Raw genomic sequence first — 17100 nt, forward strand, 5'->3', positions numbered from 1 at the left:
ACAATGACTGCAAAATTACCTGCCAGTCTCATGCCTTATCAGACGGACAGTCTCATCCGCATGGGTCGGGACCATGATGGCGGGTATGTCCTTGATGAACGCAGCATTATGAACGCTGAGGCGCTGATCAGTTTCGGCATCAATGATGACTGGAGCTTCGAGGAAGATTTCCGTGCCCGGAACGAATCACCTGTCTATGCCTATGATGGCAAGGTTTCGACGGGCTATTTCGGCGCCATGCTGGTCAAATGTTTCTCAAGCCCTTCTAAGCTCCGCAACATTCCGCACTGGCTGCGCACCATCAGGGAGTATCGCCAGTTCTTCCGTGGTGACGTGCGACACATCCAGAAATATGTCGGCGAGACGGATGCGGATCATTTCGCCTCCCTGCCTGGCATTCTCGCGTCTCACCTTCCGCAATCCGACAGCAAATTCTTCCTGAAGATCGATATCGAGGGCTGGGAGTACCGGATCCTTGAGGATATTCTGAGCATCGCGCACCGGCTCACCGGCCTTGCGATGGAATTCCACGATGTCGACCTTCATCTCGATAAGATCACATCATTTGTCGAGCGGCTTCCGCTGTCCGTCTGTCATATCCATGCGAATAATTACAGCCCGATCAGCCGAACGGGGTGCCCCTACGTTATAGAGATGTCTTTCACCTCACAGCCCATCAGCGATGTTCCGGCTAGCCTGCCGTCTGTCCTTGATATGGTGAATAATCGTCATGCTGACGAAATTGCCTTCGAATTTGCATGAGCGACAATAAAGGCAGTTACCGGCACGAAAAGAATGAGCGGGCCATCTCGACCCACCATCTGGAAGGTCGGCATGGGACACTCGCCGCCCGTGGCGGGGCGATTGCAACTGCCAGCCACCTGACGTTCACCCTGATCCAGATTGCCCAGCTCGCGCTATTCTCGCGCCTGCTGACCCCGGCTGATTTCGGCATTGTCGCCATGGCGATGACGCTGACCGGTTTCATCCGCCTGTTCGCCGATATGGGCTTGCCCAATGCGACGGTGCAGCGGGACGATCTCGACCAGAATATGGTCAGTGGGCTGTTCTACATCAATGCCGGGGTAGGCCTTGGATTGATGCTGTTCTGCTGCGCGCTGGCGCCACTCGCTGCCATGATCTTCGACGAGCCGCGCGTGCTGGCCGTCATCATCGCGCTTTCCGTTATCCTGCCGCTCAATGCCTTACGTAACCAGCATCAGGCACTATTACGCCGGCAACTGAGATTCCTCCCCCTGACGGTGATTCAGGTTTCGACCGCCCTTCTCGGACTGGGCGTTGGCGCGAGCGTCGCCCTCCTCACAGATTGGGGATATTGGGCCATTGTCTGGAGCCTTGTCAGCGCAGCGGTCTGGGAGCTCGTCCTCTTCTGGCTCCTCTGTCACTGGCGGCCAGGAAAGGTCCATTCATGGACGCCGATCCGCCCCGCCATCAGTTTCGGCCTGCACATCGTCTTCTCGAACCTGTTCGGCTGGATCTGGAAACAGTCGGATAACGGACTGATCGGCTGGCGATGGGGCGCAGTAGAGCTGGGTCTCTATGCCCGTGCCTACTCCCTCCTCCTCTTGCCCCTGATGATCATTGGCGGGCCGCTCGCCTCCGCTTTCATTCCGGCGCTCAGCAGGTTGCAGGCCAAAGCCGCCGAATGGGATCACCTCTTCCACCGCATCGCCCGCGCGACATTCATTTTTGCAGGGCTGATGGGCGTCGTTCTTTATGCGAATGCGGAATATCTGACCGTCCTCGCTCTCGGCGAAGGCTTTGTGCGCAGCGGCGACATCTTCAAGGTACTCGCCCTGTCGATTTTCCCCGCAGCGGCATGGGAGATCAGCCGCTTCGTCTTCCTGTCGCTCGGGCGCGGCGATGTCATGCTCAAATACACGATGGCAGCTGGCCCCCTTCACCTGATCGCCTTCCTGATAGGCCTGCCGCATGGCGCCATCGGTGTTGCGTGGGGACTGACCATCGTCTCATGGGTATTGCTGGTGCCGATCCTATACGTCGCGGCCCATGCAGGCGGGAGATCGGTGAAGCCGTTCATATCTTCCGTCCTCCCTGCAATCCTTGCATATGGCGTCACCAGTACGGCCGGACTTTTCGTCATTGAACCGATGACGGATCTATTGCCGCCTTTTGCGGGGCTCATCTTGAGCGGGCTGGGACTGACCGCCACCTATTTCGGTACGCTGGGCGCCTGCGCGTTTGTGCATGAGGGATTGCGCAGCGATATTCGCCTTGCTTGGCGAGCAACGCTCCGTCTTCTGCCTTTTGGCAAGTCAGATCTCGCTTAATCCACAGTGCCTTGTGTACGGTGAAAATAGGCCGCGTCTTCGGGCATCTTGCGGATGAACTCTGCCGGCACGCCGCTGTAGAGTGCATGGGTTACTGTCGGCGCACCGCGGAAAACCGATCCCGCGCCAAGAACGGTCCCATCCGGCACGACGGCCCCCTTCAGGATCACCGAGCCGGTGCCGAGTAAACAGTACCGCCCGATCTCGACCGGCTTTGAGGTCTGGCGGTTCTCCACGGGGTCGATGCCGTGGGTGAGGATCTGGGTGTAAAACCCCGCTACTGTTGAAAAGGCACCGATCCGTACACGGTTCGTACAATCAACAATATGCCGCGAGGTCAGCGAGCTTTGCTCTTCCATGATGAAGTCCGGCGTGCGGTCATGCTCGTTCAGGAAATGCCGGTCCGTCGGCCCGATCATGCCGTAAATCCAGTTGAAGGTGCCGATCCGCGCCTCTTCACCGATACGGACCTCCCGCACATTGCGGATAAAGGTGAAGGCCCCGATCTTGGCACCGGGACCAAGTGTCAGTTTCTGCACCCGGAGGAAACAAGGGCCGAGCACGGCTGTCCGGTCGATCTCATATCCCAGTACCGCACGATAGAGCCTGCGCCGCAATCGCCCTGGCAAGATCATCCCCAACAAAAAAGCGAGCCCCGAGCGCCATGTGCCTGGCAGGCGCGGATAGGCTGTCTCAGCTTCGCTCATGACGCGCTCTTCTCTCTTGCTTCTGCAAGGGCAGCATCGGCCTCGGGGCTCGGGATTAGCACTTTGCGGACCCGTGCTGGCGCACCGGCTATCAAGACACCCGGAGGAAATGTGCCGTGCACGACGCTGTTTGCGCCCACCACACAGTCATTTCCGATCTGTGTGCCCGCACCGATATAGGCGCCGCGCCCGATCCAGACATTCTCTCCCACTTCGATGGGTCCTGATTTATAGCCCTGCCCGCGCACGCCCCGCCCTTCGGCCATTTCATGAGCCTGATCCCGGAAACTGACATATTCAGCAATCGCCGTATTCTTCCCGATGCGAATCGAGTCGATGGCCACGAATACACAACCCATATTGACGGTAACGTCATCGCCCCACTCAATCGTCGAAGTCAGCGAGGTCGCAAAATAGGTGTCATCGCCAATCCGGCAGTTCCGCCCGATCTTCAGCCGGCATGGCCGGTGCAGGAGGCGAATGCGGCCATAAATCGTTGTTGAAAAAGGCAGGGGACGGAAGAACACAAAACAGGTGAGATTGTACCAGACGAGCCGGAGCGTCACCGCGATCCGGTGCAGAATGTGTGAGACGGCCCTGACGGGGACGGCAAGAGACATCGTGTTTTCAATCCCCTGCACCGGTTAGGGTGCAATCTGTACGGCGCGCAAGAAATCTAGCTGATTCTGGCATCCCGATCCTTCACCCGAGCACGGCCCGGATCAGCCGATCTTCATATAAATCCCAGGCAAATTGCCGGGCGAAGTCTTTCGCGGCGGTTCCCATCCGGTCGCGCGCCGCCCGGTCCTCAACCAGGGCTTCGATGGCATTGGCCAGCGCCTCTGGATCGCGTTCGGGCACAATACTCGTCTCGATGCCGTCCCGTGCTGGCGAGCCGACCGCTTTGGTAACGACAGAAGGCAGGCCCGCCGCCATCGCCTCATAGGCAACGCCTGCCGAACCTTCCGCAACAGAGGGCAGGACGAAAAGATCCGCCTTCTTATATTCAGCCAGCATCCGCTCACGCGGCACGCGGCCGACGAAATCGAGCGGCTTGCAGAGCGGCTGCTCCACGATGTGCGCGGTCGTGTTCCCGACAATACGGAACCGGTAATCCCGCCCCCGCGCGCGCAAGATCTCCGCCGCCATGGCAAGATACTGGATGCCTTTTCTTAAATCCGCAGAGCCCGCGAACAGGATTGTCCCCGGCTCAGGCTCATTCTCGATCCCGAAGAAAAGATCATTGACCGCATAGGGTTCGATCCGCACGCGGTCCTTATCGATGCCCCAGTTTTCGATGATATCGTCCGCCACGAAATCGGAGGGACAGACAAAGCGGGTCACGACCTCTTTCATCCGTGTAAAGTGCGGATTGTCCTCATTATAGACACTGCAATAGGTGACGGGGCCATCCCAACCGGGAAAGAGCCGGCATTCCTCCTCCATGATCCGTTCGACCGACGGCGCAATCGTCATGTCGGCGGCGACTTCCAGCCCGCGATGGCGAGCTTCTTCAAGGAAGCGTCCGCCTTCGAGCGTCTGTCCGCTCATCATGGTGTAGATATGGGTTGCGTCACCATAACCTGCGGCGATCATCGCCTCGCCCCAGTCACGGTCGAAATCCTGCCGCGCTTTTGCCGACACCGCCGGGGATGTGGCCCGCGCCATGCGCATCTCATAGGCCAGCGCCGGGCGATCAAAACTTTTTGTCTTTTCCCGGATCAATTCCGGCGGCAGCCGCCCGGCGAAATTCGAGAGTTTCTTTCTGATCCCGCCGGGCAGCGGCAGTTTCGATAAGGTTCCCGCAGCCTTGCCCGAACCTGACGTGCCGCAAAGGTCCGTATAAAAGGCTTCAAGCAACCCCGCCTTCTCGAAAATCGAGGGAACAGCATAGCGATGCCGGGCGCCCATCTGCACGACGATGACCCGCGCATCGAGGACTTCCGGCGGCAGGCTCATGCTGCGTCCTCGTGTGGCTGGCCTGCGGTCGGTGCCCAATCTTCAACTTTACCGGTCGTCAGATACGCCTCCCAGCGATCAACCAGCGTTTGATAGCTGAAATGCGTCGTATAATGCTGTTGCAGGCGAACGGGATCCGCCTCGCCCTGAATGATCCGTGTGGCAAGTTTCTCATAAAGCGGCAGGAACTGGTCGAGATTGCCGTCCGTAATCTCACAATCCTGATTGGCGTAATCGGGGATCCCACCCACCCCGTTGGCCGTAAACGGCACCCCGCAAGCCATGCTTTCAAGCAAGACCAGCGGCGCGCCCTCCTTGCCCCATGTCGGCAGGAGGGTCATGTCATAGCTGCGCAAGAGGTCGACATAGGCCTGCCCGCTCGGATAGCGGCCCTTCAGCGCGATCTGCGCGGACAGCCCTTTATCTTCGATCATCGCAGCCAATCGGTCATGTTCTTCACCGGTGCCGTAGATATCGAGGCACTCCGCATAGACGGCCAGCCGATCCCAATTCTCGATCAGGTGATCGACACCCTTGTGCCGCGCCAGTCGTCCGAAATAGGCAAGCTTCAACCGGCGCCCTGGGTCAGGCGATAATTTCTCCGCTTGCGGAATGCCTGCAACCACTTCCAGTGGTTCTGGCAGCGCCGGGATCACCTCAGCTGGTTTTTTCCAGCCAAATGTCTTCCGGAAAGTCTCGCGGACCGGGCGTCCCTGCCCGACAATATCGTCAAACCCGAAATGCACGAGCGAACGCGGATCTAGCCGCCCTTCGCGCTCACCGCTCATCACTTCGAAGAAAATACGGCGCTTCACTCGGCGAAGCGCGAGTGTCAGCCCCATCGCTTTCCAGCCCGTGCCGGTAATGACGACCGCTTCGATCTCCTCGCCTTTCATCTTGTTGATGAGCGAGAGAACATGTCCGGCATCGCCATATTCAATGATGTTGTAATGGGGATTTTCCGGCAGACCGCCCAAACGATCATGGACGGGCCGAGGGGTCAGCACATCAATGGAATGCCCTTTGGCTGTCAGGCCCTCTGCCAGCCAGTGGGTATGATTCTGGATACCGCCATTGCCGTAGAGCAATCCGATCAGAACAAAGCGCATTTTATATCCCCGAAACCGCCTTTCCCCTATCGATGGCCGGAACAACTGTCCAGATTGCTAGTTTTGTAAAGCAACCACATCTAAGAGTTCTGGCATACATAGTCTGTGTATTGATTAATAAGGGAGTGTCGAGATGAATTCCGCAGCCTTGTCTCTGGGAATCGTCACGGGGTCGATCTCCCGCAAAGCAGGTGGCCTTTTCACGTCAGTCCGAGAATCCGCGCAATCCTTGGCCGGCAATGGTGTCGGGGTCAGCATTTATGGCCTCGAAGACGAATTTAGCGCAGAAGATGCTCAAGCCTGGGCGCCCCTGATACCGCAGCATTTCGCATCCAAAGGCCCGACTGCACTCGGGCTCTCACCAGCGCTAATGCGAACAATTACAAATGCCCCCCATGATGTGATGCACCAGCATGGGATCTGGCAGATGCCGTCCCGCTCGGTCACGCAATGGCATCGCCGTACCGGCAAGCCTTACATGATCTCTCCAAGGGGCATGCTGGATCCGTGGGCGCTCAATAATTCCAGCTGGAAGAAGAGACTTGTCGGCGCCTTGTTCGAGAAAGAAAATCTGCGCCGCGCAAGCTGCCTACACGCGCTGAACGCCTCTGAAGCCCAGTCGATGCGTGATTTCGGGCTCGAAAATCCGATCGCCATCATCCCCAATGGAACACATATGCCGGATACGGGGCAGAAACTTCCCCGCCCGGACTGGTTGCCGAATGACGGGCGAAAGACACTCCTGTTCCTTGGCCGGCTGCACCAGAAAAAGGGCATCATCGAGCTGATAGAAGCCTGGTCCCTGCTCAAGAAACTCGCGCCGGATGTACAACAGCAATGGCGGCTTGCCATTGCCGGCTGGGATGATGGCGGCCATCTCGTCACCATTCTCGACACGATTTCCGCTAGCGGTTTTGGCCTTGATGACATCGTCATGCCGGGTCCACTGCACGGCAGAGAAAAGGATGCCGCTTTTGTCCATTCGGATGCGTTCATCCTGCCTTCTTATTCAGAAGGACTGCCAATCGCCGTTCTTGAGGCCTGGTCATGGCAACTGCCTGTCCTGATGACAGCCGCCTGTAATCTGCCCGAAGGTTTTGAAGCGGGCGCCGCCTCTGAGCTCTCAACAGAGCCCGAGGACATGGCGGAAATCCTTCGTGATGATCTGGGAGCAGACCTTGCCCGCATGGGACTCGCCGGCCGCAAGCTCGTTGAGGACCGTTTTGCCTGGCCCTCGATCGCTGCGCAGCATGAGGCTGTCTACCGCTGGATGCTTGATGGCGGCACGCAGCCAGATGTTGTCAGGCTCGACTAGAACGTGCTTCTCTCAAACCGCGCACGCATCCGGCGTATAGCAGGATGTGCGGCATCATACCTGCACAGCATGGCTCCGAATGAGCCAAATCAGTTCCTTATCCACAGCAAGGCACGAAATTCGTTGGATTTTACGCCCTGCATGGACTTCGCAAGCTGAACAGCATATCGAAGTCCCGGTGAGGATCAGGGAGTCGGGGCGGAGAGCCTGACTCGTGTCAAATCGGGACCGGCAAAGCAGCCGGACGGGTGAGAATATGCGTGTAATTGTGACGGGCGGTGCCGGTTATATTGGATCGCATGCCTGCAAGGCCCTGGCGGAAGCCGGGCATGAGCCCGTCGCCCTCGACAATTTCACGACCGGACATCGCTGGGCTGTCAAATGGGGCCCACTGGCCGAAGTTGATCTGAATGACCGCCGCGGCGTACTCGCCGCCTTCCGTGAATATCAGCCCGATGCCGTCATGCACTTTGCGGCGCTCTCGATCGTTGGCGACTCGGTCAATCAGCCGGATCTTTATTACCGCACCAATGTATCGGGCACGCTCAACCTCTTCGAAGCGATGACCCAGACTGGTGTCGAGCGCTTCGTCTTTTCCAGCTCGTGCGCCACCTATGGCGAGACCAATGAGATGCCGCTGACCGAGGCGTCCCCGCAAATGCCGCTCAATCCGTATGGCCAGTCGAAAATGATGGTCGAGCAGATGCTGAAGGATCTGAGCGCCGCAGGCGATTGCGGCGCGACTGCCCTTCGCTATTTCAATGCAGCAGGCGCCGATCCCGATGGCGAAACGGGCGAAGATCACGATCCTGAGACCCATCTCATCCCGATCATCCTGCAGGCAGCCTCTGGGCGCCGCTCTCATATCTCGGTCTTCGGCAGCGATTACGACACGCCCGATGGCACATGTGTGCGAGATTACGTCCATGTCTCCGATCTTGCCCGCGCCCATGTTGCCGCGCTTGAGACGACGACCCGCGGCGAGTTCCGCGCCTTCAATCTTGGCACCGGTCACGGTCACAGCGTGCGCGAAGTGATTGAAAGCGCGCGCCGGGTGACCGGCCGCAGCTTTGACGTTCGCGAAGCCGAACGCCGCGCGGGCGATGCGCCGCTTCTCGTTGCGGATGCTTCCAAAGCCAAGGCAGAGCTTGGCTGGTCTCCTCAGTTCACGGAGCTTGACGATATTGTCCGCACCGCCTGGCACTGGATGGAGCGCGACACCAAGGCAGGAAGCGCCGCGTGAGTGACAGCTCACGAGACGAGTTATCCCCACCCCTTCAGGATATTGCGGCCAACCGGCGCGCACAAAAATGGTCTCGTCAGGCACTGATAGGCCGGATTTTGTGGGCGTTTGTGCGGCCCGTATTTGCACTGAGCCCGCGTCCGCTCTGGGGCCTGCGCAATAGCATCCTCCGGCTTTTCGGCGCGAAGATCGCCGCCAACGTCCATGTCTATCCAAGCGTGAAGATCACCATTCCGTGGAATCTCGACATCGGCGCAGAGACCGCGATCGGGGATGGCGCCATCCTCTATGCGCTCGGGCCGATCACGATCGGACAGCAGGCGACGATCTCACAAGGCGCGCATCTTTGCGCCGGAACACATGATTATCGAGAGGCGGACATGCCGCTGATCAAGGCGCCGATCACTATCGGCGATGGGGCCTGGATCTGCGCGGACGCCTTTATCGGACCGGGACGGAAGATCGGGAACCGCGCCATTGTCGCCGCAAGGGGAGTTGTGGTTAAGGATATTCCGGACAGCGTGATCGTTGGCGGCAATCCGGCCACCTTCATTGCGCCGAGACAGGAACCATGACCGGCGACATTCCGATTTCCGTCATCATTCCGGCAAAGAATGAAGAGGCCAATCTGCCGCGCTGCCTGTCGCGCCTCAAACGCTTCGCTGAAGTCGTGATTGTCGATTCTGGCAGTGAAGACCGGACGGGCGAGATCGCCCGGGAGTTTGGCGCCGAGATCATCCAGTTTGACTGGAATGGCCGTTATCCCAAGAAGCGCAACTGGTACCTTCTCAATCACAAACCGAAATGTGACTGGGTACTTTTTCTGGATGCGGATGAAATCATTGATGACGTCTTCTGCGAGGAAGCAGCGCGCGCCGTCGCATCTGGCACGCATGACGGCTACTGGCTGAACTACACCAATTTCTTCCTCGGCAAGCCGCTCAAATATGGCGATCCGCAACGCAAGCTCGCCCTCTTCCGCTTTGGCGCCGGCCTCTATGAGCGCATCGACGAAATGGGCTGGAGCCGGCTCGACATGGAAGTCCATGAACACCCGGTGATCGACGGGCCGATTGGCGAGATCACCACCCGGATCGAGCACAATGATTATCGCGGGATTGCCAAATTCATCGACCGGCACCGCGATTATGCGCTGTGGGAAGCCAAACGCGTTGAAGTCTTGCGTGCGCGCGGGCTTGAGAATGCAGAGCACCTCACCGACCGTCAGCGCACGAAATACAAGAATATCGACAAATGGTGGTTCCCGTGGAGCTACTTCGCCTTCACTTATTTTGCAAAGCGCGGTTTCCTTGATGGCGGGCCCGGTTTTGCCATCGCCTTCTACAAGCTGTGGTATTTTTTCTCGATCCGGCTTCTGATCCGGGAGAATATGCGCGATCAGCAGAATGAGGCGCAGGCATCTTCCGGCGCCATAACCGAGACGGCAGCAGGCCCGCAGGCCAACTGACGGCCGAATATCTGAACGAGGCAGCGGAGATCAGCATGCGTAATGTTTATGGCCGGAAACGGGTGCTTGTGACGGGTGGCGCGGGCTTCCTCGGCTCTCACCTGATCGATCGCCTGCTCGACCGCGGCGATGAAGTCCTCTGCGTCGATAATCTCTTCACAGGCGACAAGAGCAATCTCGATCACCTCGCCGGCCATCCGCGCTTTGAATTCATGCGCCACGATGTCTGCTTTCCGCTCTATGTCGAGGTCGATGAGATCTACAATCTCGCCTGCCCCGCCTCGCCGATCCACTACCAGCACGATCCCGTGCAAACGACCAAGACGTCCGTTCATGGCGCGATCAACATGCTGGGCCTTGCCAAGCGGTTGAGATGCAAGATTTTCCAGGCGTCGACGTCGGAAGTTTACGGCGATCCTAATATTCATCCGCAGCCGGAAGAATATTGGGGAAATGTCAACCCGATCGGCCCCCGCTCCTGCTATGATGAGGGTAAGAGATGCGCAGAGACCCTGTTCTTCGACTACCACCGCCAACATGGGCTGCAGGTCAAAGTCGCAAGGATTTTCAATACTTACGGCCCTCGGATGCATGCCTCTGACGGCCGCGTCGTCTCCAATTTCATTGTTCAGGCGCTCAAAGGCGAAGACATCACCATTTTCGGAGATGGCTCGCAGACACGCTCCTTCTGTTACGTCGATGACCTCATCGAGGGGTTCATGCGGCTGATGGAGACTGACGACGACGTGATCGGGCCGATCAATCTGGGCAATCCCGGTGAATTCACGATTCGCCAGCTGGCCGAGCTGGTCATCGAGATGACAGATTCGAAATCCGGCCTCGTCGAGCATCCCTTGCCACAGGATGACCCCATGCAGCGCCGTCCGGACATCACAAAGGCGCAATCCATTCTTAACTGGGAGCCTTCAGTCCCGTTGAAACAAGGACTTGAACGGACGATAGCCTACTTCCGCGGCAAACTCGCCGAATAGGGGTAGAGCCGACCCGGCATGATTGAACATGCGGCGAATCACACGCGCATCACACGAAGCCCAGCAAACTGTTGCTTTTTCAGCTAAATAATGGTGTCATCAGGGCGTTTCGCGGGGGTGTGAGTAATGGCGTCGGTCTTCCCAGGCGTGGATGAAATTCCTGCGGATGCGGCTGACCGCATCCGCTTTTTGCATATGGCGACCTTCGGGGCGAGCCGTGAGAGTGCCATCGATATTTTTGGCATCAAGGCGAAGTCCTGGCGGCACCAGTGGATCAATCGCCAATTCAATACGCCGAACACGACTGATCACGCCGAAAATGTTGCGGACATTGAGGTCTATTTCAAACCGGGCCTGCAATGGCCCTCCTCGCTTGCTGGCGGGCTTTACCATCCCGCAGGCTCGAAAATACACACTGTACGGAGCCTCTGGAAAAGCTTCATTGAAGCCGAAGACCAGCTGCGCAAGCGTGTCACGGCATCGCTCCTCAGCATCTTTTCCCTGAACCAGCAGTTCGATTCGATCGGCTCACGGAAGAATTCCTTCTTCTCTGCTGGCTTTGCCAATATGATCGAGGCGAACGCCTTCGGGAATTATCGCGATATCCTCCTGGGCGTCTCCAAAAGCCCGGCCATGGGCGGCTATCTGACCTTCGCGGGTAACCAGAAGGCAGCTTATGATAGTGAGGGCAATCCAACCCAGCTTCCCGATGAGAACTATGCGCGCGAAGTGCTGCAGCTTTTCTCAATCGGACTTTTCGAGCTGAAAACGAACGGTCAGCCGAAGACTGACGCTGAGGGCAATCCCATCGAGACCTACTCGCAGGAAGATATCCTCAATCTGGCGCGGGTCTTTACCGGGTGGAACTACCCCGATGGACGTATCGACGTCATCGCCAATGAACCCCTGGTTCTTGACGAAAGCCAGCACTCCCCGGAAGAAAAACGCTTCCTCGGCGGGGTTATCCCGGAGAACACGCCGGGCGCGCAGACGCTCGAGATGGCGATCGACATCATCTTCAATCACCCGAATGTCGGTCCATTCGTCAGCAAACAGCTGATCCAGCGTTTGGTGATGAGTAACCCGTCTCCTGATTACATTGAGGCGGTCGCGGCGAAGTTCAATAATAATGGTTCTGGTGTCCGCGGGGATATGAAAGCTGTGATCCGCCGGATCCTGACCCACCCCGAAGCGCAAGATTCAACCAACCTCCCTGGCAATCAGGTTTTCTCTGGCGGCAAGCTGAGGGAGCCGATGATGCGCCTGACCGCGATTGCGCGCGCCATGGGGACGAAGTCGACCGAGGCATTCTTCCCCATCGGCAAGCATCCGGCGTCTCTACAGGGGCTTGGGCAAGCCCCGATGATGCCGCCGTCGATTTTCCACTTCTTCCGGCCGGGCTACGCCCCTGCAGGCTCTGCGATCAGTGACCTTGGGGAGGTTGCACCGGAATTCCAGATCTCATCCGGCGCGGCGATCCCCTCCGGCATCAATTTCATCAATGACGCGATCTATGATCTTGAACTGCTGCTCGACACAGAGTTGCAGCCGATGATCGATCTTGCGCCGAATGCGGTGGATCTTGTCGATTATCTCTGCCTGCTGCTGACAGGTGATGCGATCAGCGCAAGCGATCGTGCGGCGATTGCAGAGGTTGTCGGCAATATCAGCATCAATCCGAATGATGAGGAACAGGACCTCAAGCGCCGTATGCGCGGGGCCCTTAGGCTCATCGCTGCCCATCCGAACTTTCTGGTTCAGTATTAAGACGCGAGGAAACAGGACATGACAAAGAACATATCCCCTTCCCGCCGTCGCTTCCTGCAGATGATGGGCCGTACCGGGAGCTTTGGCGCAGCGGCGCCGATGCTCACCTCGCTTGTTGCTGGCTCGGCCGCTTCGGCACAATCAGGCCACGATGATTATCGGGCAATCGTATGCATCTTCCTGTTTGGCGGGAATGACTGCCACAACACTGTCATTCCGCTCGATGAGCATCATTATAATCTCTACAATTCGGCCCGTGCGGCCGTCGCCGTAGACCGCAACGACCTCTTCGATAAAGAGATTGTCGTCTCTGGCAGTTGGGGTGGCGGGCGTCGCTTTGCCTTCAACCCCCAGCTTGGAGGCCTTCATACGCTCTTTAATCGCGGCCAGCTTGGCCTTGTGATGAATGTGGGGTCATTGATTGCGCCGGTGACGGCACAGGATGTCCAGAACGAGCACAACCTGCCGCCAAAGCTCTTCTCGCATAATGACCAGTTCACTTTCTGGCAGTCGATGGCGGTCGAGGGTGCCAAATCTGGTTGGGGCGGACGTCTCGGTGAACTGCTCGGAGGCTCGAACACCAATGCGCCGCTGATGACCATGGTTTCAACGGCCGGTCAGTCGACCTTTACGCAAGGCCGCGATCTTTCGGCATCGCTCGTCAACTCGACCGGCCCTGTCGCCGTCGACACGTTCAACGGCAGCGACGGCTTTGCTTCGCTGACGCTCGAAAACTTGCTGCAAGTGACACCAATGCGCCTTGGCGCGGAATTGACCCGCCAGACCCAGCTGGCCCTCGCCAGCGAGGAACTCGTGACATCCACGCTGAATGGTGTGCCGGCGAAACTTGTTCAGGGTGCTTCCAATAACGGCAATGGCAATGGCGCGGTTTCCGACCTGCATGAACAGCTCAACATGGTCGCGCGAATCATTGCGGGCCGTCACAATACTGGCGTCGGCCGGCAGATCTTCTTCTGCTCGCTGGGCGGTTTTGATGCCCACGGTAATCTGACCACAGTGCATCCGGGTCTTCTGCATGATCTTGGCGATGCGATGCTGAGTTTCCAGAATGCGGTGGATGCGATGGGCGCGACGCAGAACGTCACGACGTTTACCGCATCGGATTTCGGTCGGGCACTGACCACCAATGGCCGCGGCTCAGACCATGGCTGGGGCGGTCACCATTTCGTGATGGGCGGCTGCGTCAAATCCTTCAGCTGGGCGGGCGCTGCGCCGACATTTGAGCCGGGCGGCCCGGACGATGCAGGCCAGGGACGTCTTATTCCGAATATCAGTGTTGATCAGTATGCGGCAGCCATCTCTCGCTGGATGGGTGCATCGCCGAGTGATCTTGCTGATGTCGCCCCGCGGATCGGCAATTTCGACGACATTACCCTCGATCTATTCACGCCCGACGCCATCATCGCATAAAAAAAGCGAGCCTCGCGGCTCGCTTGTCGGACCTCTCTGTCCGGGGAATTGGGTGCGGGAGTAGGATTTGAACCTACGACCTTCAGGTTATGAGCCTGACGAGCTACCGGGCTGCTCCATCCCGCAACACCTCCCCGTAGGGAACGGCGTATATGCAATTTCGCGGACGGCGATGCAACCAGTTTGTCGTCATTCAGCTGAAAAAAACCGTGCAAAAATCCGACGCTATGCGCGATTTTCAGCCGTAGGCCGCCGCATCCCACCAATAAGGATCCTGGCGCATCATTTGCGCGTCTTCTTCAGACAAAAGATCTAGGAGCTTCTCATTGCCCGGCCGGCTCGCCTCGATGATTTCAGCAACAAGTTCGGCCTCAATCGGTGCTTTGGGCTTTTGACCGAACGGCCAGAGTTTGGCGAGCACCGCATCAAGCGTGCCGCCATTGTCACGCCGCAGCCAGGGCATCGCACGATAGAGCGCAAGGTGATGGGTGGTCAGTGACGCATTGCGCCGGAAGCGGGAAGTCGGAACACCATTCGGCGCCTCAAGAGCTACAGCCTCCAGAAAAGCTGCAACGACATCCGTATCAGGACGAAAGAGCCGGATCCGCACATCCCTTACTGAAGGACACGCAGAAAATTTCTCGGCCAGGTGATGCCAGTCGAGTGCGCGTTCTTGTTGAAGCACGCGCCAAGCATGGATGGGATTGCCGTCCTGATTGGTCCAGGCAAACCATTGCCACCAGGCTGACGCCAGCCATTGTGCCTGCGGCCTTACAAACATCACAACTTCAACGTCTATATCTGATGGGAGTGACGAGAGTGCTTCCGCCTGCCGTGACCAGCTTTCCTGTGACAAGAGCAAATCGAATGGTGAACGCTCCCGTGACAAAAGTGTCGTCAGGACTTCCCCAAGATCTTCAGCAGAAGGAATGTATCCAAGCGGGTGCCTGATCGAGCGCCGTTTAAGCTCATCACCTGCGAGCCAACCATCTTTCTTACTGACGACCGCATAGCGAAGCTGTTCGCCATTCTTCTTAGACCGGAGTATCTGATGCCGGCACAAAAAGGACTGGATCGCGGAAGATCCGGTCTTGGGTACGCCGACATGTAGAATGAGACGGGTCATGACACAGCTTTAGCCTGAGTGGCTTGTGTCGTCGCAAAGAATGGGAGGAAAATGAACATGAAGTGGGAGTGTCGAGAGCTATAACGAACAAACCATCTCAGCAGGCCTGGCGACGACCTACTCTCCCACGTCTTGAGACGAAGTACCATCGGCGCTGCGGGATTTAACGACTGAGTTCGAGATGGGATCAGGTGGGGGCCCCGCGCCATAATCACCAGGCCGGCAGAAACGGTTTGTTCCGTTCACGAGAGTTTTAATATCCGTACAATTCAGCGTCAGGACCATCTCTTTGAGGAGACGGGCCGTTCGCCACGCATGAGTTAAGTGCGATCAAGCCTATCGAGCAATTAGTATCCGTCAGCTTCACGCATTGCTGCGCTTCCACACCGGACCTATCAACGTGGTGGTCTTCCACGGCTCTCAAGGGAAATCTGGTATTGAGGGCGGCTTCCCGCTTAGATGCTTTCAGCGGTTATCCGTTCCATACATAGCTACCCAGCTATGCCGCTGGCGCGACAACTGGTCCACCAGAGGTATGTCCACCCCGGTCCTCTCGTACTAAGGGCAGCTCCTCTCAAATTTCCTACTCCCACGGCAGATAGGGACCGAACTGTCTCACGACGTTCTAAACCCAGCTCACGTACCGCTTTAATTGGCGAACAGCCAAACCCTTGGGACCTGCTCCAGCCCCAGGATGCGATGAGCCGACATCGAGGTGCCAAACAATGCCGTCGATATGGACTCTTGGGCATCATCAGCCTGTTATCCCCGGCGTACCTTTTATCCGTTGAGCGATGGCCCTTCCACGCGGGACCACCGGATCACTATGGCCGTCTTTCGACTCTGCTCGACTTGTCAGTCTCGCAGTCAGGCTGGCTTATGCCATTGCACTCAACGAGCGATTTCCGACCGCTCTGAGCCAACCTTCGCGCGCCTCCGTTACCATTTAGGAGGCGACCGCCCCAGTCAAACTACCCACCATGCAGGGTCCCGGAACCGGATAACGGTCCGCGGTTAGATATCAATGACAACAAGGGCAGTATTTCACCAACGGCTCCCCTAAAACTGGCGCTCTAGGTTCAAAGCCTCCTGCCTATCCTACACATGGTGTCACTAATACCACTGCAAAGCTGTAGTAAAGGTGCACGGGGTCTTTCCGTCTGACCGCGGGTACTCCGCATCTTCACGGAGAATTCAGTTTCGCTGAGTCTGCGTTGGAGACAGTGGGGAAGTCGTTACGCCATTCGTGCAGGTCGGAACTTACCCGACAAGGAATTTCGCTACCTTAGGACCGTTATAGTTACGGCCGCCGTTTACCGGGGCTTCAATTCGGTGCTTGCACACCTCCTCTTAACCTTCCGGCACCGGGCAGGCGTCAGACCCTATACGTCGTCTTGCGACTTCGCAGAGCCCTATGTTTTTAGTAAACAGTCGCCACCCCTATTTCTGTGCCCCTCATCTTCATGATGAGGCTCCCTTCTCGCGAACTTACGGGAGTATTTTGCCGAGTTCCTTCAACGCAGTTCTCTCAAGCGCCTTGGTATACTCTACCAGTCCACCTGTGTCGGTTTAGGGTACGGTCTAATGAAGAGGCTATTTCCAGGGACCCTTACCAATGCCACCCAATCCAATAAGGATGACAAGCTCTCGGATCCGTCACACATCTTCTGG

Annotated in this window: 14 protein-coding genes, 1 tRNA gene and 2 rRNA genes (1 of these 17 cut by a window edge); 9 read left to right on the forward strand and 8 right to left on the reverse strand. The window is 57.6% G+C overall.

Annotated elements, in window-relative coordinates; genetic code table 11:
• Positions 1-30: 30 nt before the first annotated feature.
• Positions 31-762 (forward strand): class I SAM-dependent methyltransferase, encoded by a 732-nt coding sequence (locus DX908_RS03855; RefSeq protein ID WP_116391129.1) that lies wholly within the window; start codon positions 31-33, stop codon positions 760-762.
• Positions 759-2312, forward strand: a complete 1554-nt coding sequence (locus DX908_RS03860; RefSeq protein ID WP_116391130.1) for a lipopolysaccharide biosynthesis protein — start codon at positions 759-761, stop codon at positions 2310-2312. The genes DX908_RS03855 and DX908_RS03860 overlap by 4 nt, the downstream gene beginning before the upstream one ends.
• Here DX908_RS03860 and DX908_RS03865 read toward each other — a convergent pair.
• From DX908_RS03865 to DX908_RS03880, 4 genes are all read right to left on the reverse strand, one after another.
• Complete coding sequence (locus DX908_RS03865) at positions 2309-3019, reverse strand: acyltransferase (protein WP_116391131.1); 711 nt, start codon at positions 3017-3019, stop codon at positions 2309-2311. The genes DX908_RS03860 and DX908_RS03865 overlap by 4 nt on opposite strands.
• On the reverse strand, positions 3016-3639 hold the full coding sequence (locus tag DX908_RS03870) for an acyltransferase (protein WP_116391132.1): 624 nt from the start codon (positions 3637-3639) through the stop codon (positions 3016-3018). Before DX908_RS03870 ends, DX908_RS03865 begins: the two co-directional genes overlap by 4 nt.
• Positions 3640-3721: 82 nt before the next feature.
• Complete coding sequence (locus DX908_RS03875) at positions 3722-4978, reverse strand: glycosyltransferase family 4 protein (RefSeq protein WP_116391133.1); 1257 nt, start codon at positions 4976-4978, stop codon at positions 3722-3724.
• Positions 4975-6087: a glycosyltransferase family 4 protein gene (locus tag DX908_RS03880; RefSeq protein WP_116391134.1), complete on the reverse strand. Its 1113-nt coding sequence runs from the start codon at positions 6085-6087 to the stop codon at positions 4975-4977. Before DX908_RS03880 ends, DX908_RS03875 begins: the two co-directional genes overlap by 4 nt.
• A 133-nt stretch (positions 6088-6220) precedes the next feature.
• Here DX908_RS03880 and DX908_RS03885 point away from each other — a divergent pair, with 133 nt between their 5' ends.
• From DX908_RS03885 to DX908_RS03915, 7 genes are all read left to right on the forward strand, one after another.
• Positions 6221-7402, forward strand: a complete 1182-nt coding sequence (locus tag DX908_RS03885) for a glycosyltransferase (protein ID WP_116391135.1) — start codon at positions 6221-6223, stop codon at positions 7400-7402.
• Between the two features lie 214 nt (positions 7403-7616).
• Positions 7617-8645, forward strand: a complete 1029-nt coding sequence (gene galE / locus DX908_RS03890) for a UDP-glucose 4-epimerase GalE (protein ID WP_233508628.1) — start codon at positions 7617-7619, stop codon at positions 8643-8645.
• Positions 8642-9220 carry an LbetaH domain-containing protein gene (locus DX908_RS03895; protein WP_116391136.1) on the forward strand — a complete coding sequence of 193 codons (579 nt, stop codon included), beginning with the start codon at positions 8642-8644 and terminating at the stop codon, positions 9218-9220. Before galE ends, DX908_RS03895 begins: the two co-directional genes overlap by 4 nt.
• Complete coding sequence (locus DX908_RS03900; protein WP_116391137.1) at positions 9217-10113, forward strand: glycosyltransferase family 2 protein; 897 nt, start codon at positions 9217-9219, stop codon at positions 10111-10113. Before DX908_RS03895 ends, DX908_RS03900 begins: the two co-directional genes overlap by 4 nt.
• 35 nt (positions 10114-10148) lie before the next feature.
• Positions 10149-11105: a UDP-glucuronic acid decarboxylase family protein gene (locus DX908_RS03905; RefSeq protein ID WP_116391138.1), complete on the forward strand. Its 957-nt coding sequence runs from the start codon at positions 10149-10151 to the stop codon at positions 11103-11105.
• Between the two features lie 126 nt (positions 11106-11231).
• On the forward strand, positions 11232-12872 hold the full coding sequence (locus tag DX908_RS03910; RefSeq protein WP_116391139.1) for a DUF1800 domain-containing protein: 1641 nt from the start codon (positions 11232-11234) through the stop codon (positions 12870-12872).
• An 18-nt stretch (positions 12873-12890) separates the two neighbouring features.
• The gene (locus tag DX908_RS03915; RefSeq protein WP_116391140.1) at positions 12891-14303 is read left to right on the forward strand and encodes a DUF1501 domain-containing protein; all 1413 of its coding nucleotides are present in this window, start codon (positions 12891-12893) and stop codon (positions 14301-14303) included.
• 49 nt (positions 14304-14352) lie between these two features.
• Here DX908_RS03915 and DX908_RS03920 read toward each other — a convergent pair.
• The 4 genes from DX908_RS03920 to DX908_RS03935 all read right to left on the reverse strand — a co-directional run.
• A tRNA-Met gene (locus DX908_RS03920) sits at positions 14353-14429 on the reverse strand.
• Positions 14430-14541: 112 nt separating this feature from the next.
• The gene (locus tag DX908_RS03925) at positions 14542-15429 is read right to left on the reverse strand and encodes a hypothetical protein (RefSeq protein ID WP_116391141.1); all 888 of its coding nucleotides are present in this window, start codon (positions 15427-15429) and stop codon (positions 14542-14544) included.
• A gap of 104 nt (positions 15430-15533) precedes the next feature.
• Positions 15534-15648, reverse strand: a 5S ribosomal RNA gene (gene rrf, locus DX908_RS03930).
• Positions 15649-15755: 107 nt separating this feature from the next.
• A 23S ribosomal RNA gene (locus DX908_RS03935) occupies positions 15756-17100 on the reverse strand (it continues 1516 nt past the right edge of the window).

It is taken from the genome of Parvularcula marina (genome assembly GCF_003399445.1).
Taxonomy (GTDB): domain Bacteria; phylum Pseudomonadota; class Alphaproteobacteria; order Caulobacterales; family Parvularculaceae; genus Parvularcula; species Parvularcula marina.

Bases quoted from the DNA above. Each gene is read 5' to 3' on its own strand.
- DX908_RS03855 (WP_116391129.1), top strand. From the start codon at position 31: ATGCCTTATCAGACGGACAGTCTCATCCGCATGGGTCGGGACCATGAT.
- DX908_RS03860 (WP_116391130.1), top strand. From the start codon at position 759: ATGAGCGACAATAAAGGCAGTTACCGGCACGAAAAGAATGAGCGGGCC.
- DX908_RS03865 (WP_116391131.1), bottom strand. From the start codon at position 3,019: ATGAGCGAAGCTGAGACAGCCTATCCGCGCCTGCCAGGCACATGGCGC.
- DX908_RS03870 (WP_116391132.1), bottom strand. From the start codon at position 3,639: ATGTCTCTTGCCGTCCCCGTCAGGGCCGTCTCACACATTCTGCACCGG.
- DX908_RS03875 (WP_116391133.1), bottom strand. From the start codon at position 4,978: ATGAGCCTGCCGCCGGAAGTCCTCGATGCGCGGGTCATCGTCGTGCAG.
- DX908_RS03880 (WP_116391134.1), bottom strand. From the start codon at position 6,087: ATGCGCTTTGTTCTGATCGGATTGCTCTACGGCAATGGCGGTATCCAG.
- DX908_RS03885 (WP_116391135.1), top strand. From the start codon at position 6,221: ATGAATTCCGCAGCCTTGTCTCTGGGAATCGTCACGGGGTCGATCTCC.
- DX908_RS03900 (WP_116391137.1), top strand. From the start codon at position 9,217: ATGACCGGCGACATTCCGATTTCCGTCATCATTCCGGCAAAGAATGAA.
- DX908_RS03905 (WP_116391138.1), top strand. From the start codon at position 10,149: ATGCGTAATGTTTATGGCCGGAAACGGGTGCTTGTGACGGGTGGCGCG.
- DX908_RS03910 (WP_116391139.1), top strand. From the start codon at position 11,232: ATGGCGTCGGTCTTCCCAGGCGTGGATGAAATTCCTGCGGATGCGGCT.
- DX908_RS03915 (WP_116391140.1), top strand. From the start codon at position 12,891: ATGACAAAGAACATATCCCCTTCCCGCCGTCGCTTCCTGCAGATGATG.
- DX908_RS03925 (WP_116391141.1), bottom strand. From the start codon at position 15,429: ATGACCCGTCTCATTCTACATGTCGGCGTACCCAAGACCGGATCTTCC.